The sequence below is a fragment of the Synechocystis sp. LEGE 06083 genome (assembly GCF_015207725.1).
Lineage (GTDB): Bacteria > Cyanobacteriota > Cyanobacteriia > Cyanobacteriales > Microcystaceae > Synechocystis > Synechocystis salina.
The window spans coordinates 1-5857 of the sequence record NZ_JADEWJ010000255.1 but is presented as its reverse complement, the minus strand read 5'-3'; the positions used below and the strand labels follow the sequence as shown (position 1 = coordinate 5857).

The window sequence follows — 5857 nt, the reverse complement described above, 5'->3', positions numbered from 1 at the left end:
TACCTGCATTGGAGAACTATTCATAGAGTTTTGGTTTTTTGGTAGTCTTGTTTTTTGTATTATTTCCTGGATATACAAGAATCTTTGGATTTTGGCTACGGTTTATAAAAATCATCTTGCCCAAGTATTCTATTGCTTGCTGTTGCCATTTTCCATCATAGCGGTTGGTTCTCAAACTTCAAATTTATTTTCTCAGATACTCTACTACGCCGCAGTTATATTTCCCGTTTTTTTGTATACAAAAACAAGCTTGCGAACCCCTCAGCAACAGTTCGTTCGATACTAGCTTTAATCCACAAATGTGTATTATTCTATAAATAGACCTTCCCAATTACGATAATTTTTGGTACCTACAAAATTACTTTCAAAAATGTATGGTGTAATTAAATTAGGTATCACTAACGGTATACTGTTAAAAGTTTGTTAGTACTTATGTCCGTTATGTCCGACAATTGTGGTTGCTTTGAAGATTTAATCATCGAAGGAGTGAATGGCTTTGGCTTTGACCCTGAAAATCAGGTCCAACTGACCAATCTCATGCTAAAAATGAATTCGGGAGAAGTTGATTTGGAAATGATGGGCCAAGCCGCCCTAAACCATACCCAAAAATATTCCCCCGATTATTTTGCCCAGGGCCTCCAACAGGCTGTGGAGTTTGCCATCAATAAAAAAACAGGTCAGCAAACTTAGAGCAGTAAGTAACCCATGGGATATACTTTTTGTATATCCATTAATTAGATAATGTACCATGTCCAGCATTCAGACCAATGTTTTTAGGAATAATAAGACTCAGGCTGTTCGTCTGCCCAAAATGGTCGAGTTGCCAGAAAACGTAAAAAAAATAACCATTGTTGCGGTGGGTAACACTCGCATCATTACACCAGTTGGGGAATCGTGGGATGATTGGTTTGATAATTGCCATGTATCATCAGATTTTATGAATTGCCGTGAACAGCCCAAAGATCAAAGCCGCGAATCTTTTTAGGGTATTTTCATGTTGAAATATATGCTTGATACCAATATTGTTATTTATACTATGAAAAATAAGCCTCCCCAGGTACGAACCTTGTTCAAGAAACATGATGGACAGATGTGTATCTCCAGCGTGACCCTGGGCGAACTTGTTTTTGGTGCAGAACGCTCTGCTATGCCGGAAAAAAACCTATCAGCAATCGAAAACCTAATCGCTCGTATGGAGGTCGAGTTTTTTGATATTAAGGGGGCTACCCATTTTGGTCAGATAAAAGCAGAATTGGCTCAGCGTGGAACCCCTATCGGCCCCTACGACACGATGATTGCTGGCCATGCCCGTTCCCTGGGGTTAATTTTAGTCACCAATAATCTTAAAGAATTTGAACGCATTAAAGGATTAAGATTAGAAAATTGGGCAAATTAAGTCATCAAAATAGAATAACTCCAGACTACAAAAGAATATTAAATGTCATTCTGGCGATCGCCTCTGCTAAACAGTGAATTAACTGGACAGCCCCAACTAGCATTGCTAAAAATGAAAATTTTGACCGTCATCCCCGCCATTGGTAACGTTTATGGTGGCCCATCCAAAAGTGTGATTGAATTGGCCGAAGCTATCACTCAACAAGGGATTAATGTAGATTTAGTCACCACCAATGCCAATGGCGATCAAACCCTCGATGTTCCCCTCTACACCTGGAATCAAAACAATAACGTCCGCATTCAGTATTTTTCCTATCTGGGTTGGCAAGACTATAAATGGAGCTTTGCCCTAGGAAAATGGCTCTTTCAACATGTTAAAGAGTATGACTTAGTTCACACTAATGCGGTTTTCTCCCTCAACAACTTACCAGCCTATTGGGCTTGCCAGTGCCATCAAATTCCCTACATTGTCACTCCCCGTGGCATGCTCGAACCCTGGGCCCTAGCCTACAAAGCCCAAAAAAAATTAGCTTACTTCAAGCTTTTGGAACGTCCCGCTTTGCAAAAGGCCAGTGCAATTCAGGTGCTTGCCAAGAGCGAAGCCGAAAGGATTCAACCTCTTCAGCTAAACTCTCCCCTGGTAACTGTGCCCAACGGCATTCATTGCCACCACTTTGCCCCCCCTGCCAGTGCAGAACCATTCCGGAAACAGTTCCCCCACCTACGGGACAAGCAGTTAATTCTCTTTTTGGGACGCATAGATCCGAAAAAAGGATTGGATTTACTCGCCCCAGCCTTTGCCCAAGTCCATCAACAGTTTCCCAATAGCCATCTGATCATTGCTGGTCCAGACAACATCGGCTATCTACCCACAGCCCAAAAACTATTTCAAGACGTGGGGGGCCAAGATGCTGTGACCTTTACTGGGATACTCAATGGTGACTTGAAGTATTCCGCCCTAGCGGCCGCCAGCGTTTATGTTGCCCCCTCCTACTCTGAAGGCTTTAGCATATCTATCCTAGAAGGCTTGGCTAGCGGTTTACCCTGTGTGTTCACCGACGCCTGTAATTTTCCGGAAGCTTCTGACGTAGCAAAAATCGTCCCCGTTGACTTCCAACAAATCGCCCAAGCCCTGCATTGGTGTTTCGCTAATCCAGAGGAAGCCAAAGCAATGGGGCAGCAAGCCCGTGAATTCATCTTTGAGCACTATACCTGGGATAAAATCGCCGCTAATTTAGTCCAGATATACGACGCCATTATCCATAACCAACCCTTGCCTCATCTCCATGCTTGAGTCAATCACCCCACTTATTCTCACCTATAACGAATCCCCAAATATAGAACGTACCCTGCAAAAACTCCAGTGGGCAAGGCGCATTGTGGTCATTGATAGCTTCAGCACCGATGCCACCCTTGATATTCTGAAACGTTATTCCCAAGTGGAAGTCATCCAGCGAAAGTTTGACACCCACGCTAAGCAATGGAACTTTGGTTTGGAACAGATTCAATCCGAATGGGTGCTTTCCCTTGATGCCGATTATGTCCTCACCGATGCTCTCATTAATGAGCTAAAAACCTTGTCTCCTTCCCCGGAAATTGATGGTTATTTTATTCCCTTCAAATACTGCGTTTTTGGGAAGCCACTCCGCGGAACCATTCTTCCCCCCCGTCAAGCTCTATTCCGTAAAGCGCGATCACATTACATTGACGATGGTCATACCCAACTTTTAGTTGTCAAAGGGCACTCTGAGTTTTTGTCAAAACCTATTGATCACGATGATCGCAAATCCCTCAGCCGCTGGCTTTGGGCCCAGGATCGCTACATGACGCTCGAAGTCAAAAAGCTTCAGAAAACTCCCTTATCAAAATTAAGCTGGGGAGACAAAATTCGCCAGCAAAAAATATTAGCTCCCTTCATTATTTTTATTTACTGCCTAATTATCAAAGGAGGCATTCTCGACGGTTGGCGGGGTTGGTACTACGCATTTCAGCGTGTTTTTGCAGAAATCCTACTGAGCCTACGCCTCATGGAAGCTGAGCTACTAGAAACTTCTGGAACAAATCAGCCCTAACGGACTTTCTCAGTTTCCTTCAGAAATACAGCGAGTAAACGGCGATCACCTGAAAGTACTTAAATTTATACGATTTAAGTAGTAGGACACGGGTTACCCTCGACTCTATTACCGTTGACCTAATTTGGATATTGTTCACCATGACTAGTTACGAATACCAATGGCAGAGTGCGAAACCATCCCATTCCCATAGCTTCTATGCCCCGGCTCTGCTCTCCCTTTTACCCAACGCTACCAACCAAAACGGCGATCCTCTGAAAGTGCTCGATCTTGGTTGTGGCAACGGTAGCCTAACCAATGTCATTGCCCAACAGGGCTTTGATGTGACTGGCATAGAAGAATCCACTTCCGGCGTAGCCCAGGCCACTAAGACTTTTCCTGACTGCCAGTTCCGACAGCACAGTTTGTACTCACCCCCCCCCTGTAGAATTTCTAAACTATTTTGACATTGTGGTTTCTAGCGATGTCATCGAGCATCTTTTCTATTTAAATGCCATGGACAAGCATCACACCGTTCTCTGGGATGGGGGCCACATCAAATTCTTCTCCGTCAAGACCCTGTCCCAGCTATTACAGGAAGAAGGATTTACCGATCTGAAATTCAAGTTTGCCGGACGTTTACCCTATCTGTGGAAAGGAATGTTAGCATCAGCTCGATTGAATTAAGATTTCAGTAAGATCGACGGAAAAAGAATATGGCAATAATCGATTATGAAACCGACTTTTATGCCTGGGCCAGCCAGCAAGCGGAACTGCTGAGACAGAGGCAGACCAATAACTTGGATTGGGCTAATCTGGCAGAAGAAATTGAAACTATCGGTCGTTCAGAAAAACGCCAACTTGCCAGCCATCTAGAAGTACTGATTATGCATCTGCTCAAGTGGCAATATCAACCCAATCTGAGATCTCGCAGTTGGCAGTTGACCATTAAAGAACAACGACTACGGCTAGCCAAATTACTGCAGGAAAATCCCAGTCTCAAACATAGCCTAACAGAAGCAGTCCTATCCGTTTATCCCCTCTCAGTAATCAGTGCCGAAAGGGAAACGGGCCTGTCTAATTACCCCGAGCATTGTCCCTATACTCCAGAAGAATTACTCAACAACCAATTTTTGCCCGACTGAACAGGGTTGTTTGACCCAGATTGGCGATCGCTTTTGGAGGTTAAGTTTAAAGTTTCTGGCAAGCGTTAATGTTTTATTAATCTAGGCATTATTTGCCTCTGCACTATGTCGTAACCATTGACCTAGAATAGAAAGTGAAAATTCGTGGAAGATATGTCATGCCAACAGTCCCATCCTCACTCTACGAACAAGATTTTTATAGCTGGTCATTGCACCAAGCCCAGCTCCTACGGGAGAAAAAATTTAATCAGGTTGATTGGGAAAATGTGATCGAGGAAATTGAAGATTTGGGCCGCAGTGAATATCGTGCTTTTGTGTCGGCGATCGAGCAATTAACCTTGCATCTGCTCAAGTGGCAATTTCAGCCTAATCGTCGCTCTGCTAGTTGGAAACACTCCATTGATAAACAACGAATTCAGTTGGAGCGATTATTAGAAGATAATCCTGGCTTGAAACATCGACTGGATGACATGATTGCCAAAGGTTATAAATATGGTCGCAAAGGGGCAATTCAGGAGACAAATTTACCCAAGCCGATTTTTCCAGAGACTTGTCCTTATCACTGGAATCAATTATTAGATGATCAATTTTATCCTGGCTAAAAATACATTTTTTCGCCCTTTATCGAAATGCTGTTCCGGCCCTCCTAAGGTTTTATGGCAAGCTCAACACCACCCCAATCCCCCTCACCATCCTCGGCTGGAGCTTCGGCATTCGCGTTGGGCACAACGGCTCTCCTGGTTAATCTCAGCCTTGAGTGGCACGCTGGAAATCGAAGCCGAAACCGAGAGATTGAAGCACGAAACCGAGCAGATCAGGAAAGAGACAGAGCAAATCAAGAAAGACAACGAGCGACTAGCCGTGCTCGAAGCCAAAATCGATACCTTATTTTGCAAACACGGCATCAACTTGCCCCCAGCCCAGACACCAGAACAGCCCTAGCTGATTTCCTCAGTTTTTTGCAGGAGTATGGCGAATAAATAGGATACCTTGATAATCTTTAATGAAATTTACCCAGTATTTTCTGGCCACCAGACAAAGACCAGATCGGTTGATTATTCACTTGGAATGGATAGAATACGCTGTGAACAATCCCCTAAAGGAAGAAATTCAAACAGACGGTAGAATTAAATTATGGGCGTCCATTCCCGAAATGGAAGGTAGACATCTCCGTGTAATTTTATTGTCAGATCGAGAAACTGTCCATAATGCTTTTTTTGACCGTTCCTTCAAACCATGAAGATCACGTACTTTGCTGATACAGAC

Annotated in this window: 9 protein-coding genes and 1 pseudogene; all 10 read left to right on the top strand. The window is 43.7% G+C overall.

Annotated features, from left to right (window positions below):
• The first annotated feature begins 441 nt into the window (after window positions 1-441).
• Complete coding sequence (locus tag IQ219_RS16120) at window positions 442-690, top strand: glycosyltransferase (protein ID WP_194073277.1); 249 nt, start codon at window positions 442-444, stop codon at window positions 688-690.
• Window positions 691-748: 58 nt separating this feature from the next.
• On the top strand, window positions 749-985 hold the full coding sequence (gene vapB, locus IQ219_RS16115; protein ID WP_199309763.1) for a type II toxin-antitoxin system VapB family antitoxin: 237 nt from the start codon (window positions 749-751) through the stop codon (window positions 983-985).
• 21 nt (window positions 986-1006) lie between these two features.
• Entirely contained in the window at window positions 1007-1396 is a 390-nt protein-coding gene (gene vapC, locus IQ219_RS16110) for a tRNA(fMet)-specific endonuclease VapC (protein ID WP_304650695.1), read from the top strand.
• 111 nt (window positions 1397-1507) lie between these two features.
• A complete protein-coding gene (locus IQ219_RS16105; RefSeq protein WP_194073276.1) occupies window positions 1508-2689 on the top strand; it encodes a glycosyltransferase in 1182 nt (393 codons plus the stop codon).
• The gene (locus IQ219_RS16100; RefSeq protein WP_194073275.1) at window positions 2682-3467 is read left to right on the top strand and encodes a glycosyltransferase family 2 protein; all 786 of its coding nucleotides are present in this window, start codon (window positions 2682-2684) and stop codon (window positions 3465-3467) included. Before IQ219_RS16105 ends, IQ219_RS16100 begins: the two co-directional genes overlap by 8 nt.
• Before the next feature lie 140 nt (window positions 3468-3607).
• Window positions 3608-3913 carry a trans-aconitate 2-methyltransferase gene (locus tag IQ219_RS20220; RefSeq protein WP_228017216.1) on the top strand — a complete coding sequence of 102 codons (306 nt, stop codon included), beginning with the start codon at window positions 3608-3610 and terminating at the stop codon, window positions 3911-3913.
• A 4-nt stretch (window positions 3914-3917) separates the two neighbouring features.
• Complete coding sequence (locus tag IQ219_RS20215) at window positions 3918-4133, top strand: hypothetical protein (protein WP_228017214.1); 216 nt, start codon at window positions 3918-3920, stop codon at window positions 4131-4133.
• 29 nt (window positions 4134-4162) lie between these two features.
• Window positions 4163-4591, top strand: coding sequence for a DUF29 domain-containing protein (locus IQ219_RS16090; RefSeq protein WP_194073274.1), 429 nt, complete (start codon window positions 4163-4165; stop codon window positions 4589-4591).
• A 158-nt stretch (window positions 4592-4749) separates the two neighbouring features.
• Window positions 4750-5193, top strand: a complete 444-nt coding sequence (locus IQ219_RS16085; RefSeq protein WP_190598903.1) for a DUF29 domain-containing protein — start codon at window positions 4750-4752, stop codon at window positions 5191-5193.
• Window positions 5178-5571: pseudogene (locus IQ219_RS20585) on the top strand (hypothetical protein). The gene IQ219_RS16085 and the pseudogene IQ219_RS20585 overlap by 16 nt, the downstream one beginning before the upstream one ends.
• Window positions 5572-5857 lie beyond the last annotated feature (286 nt).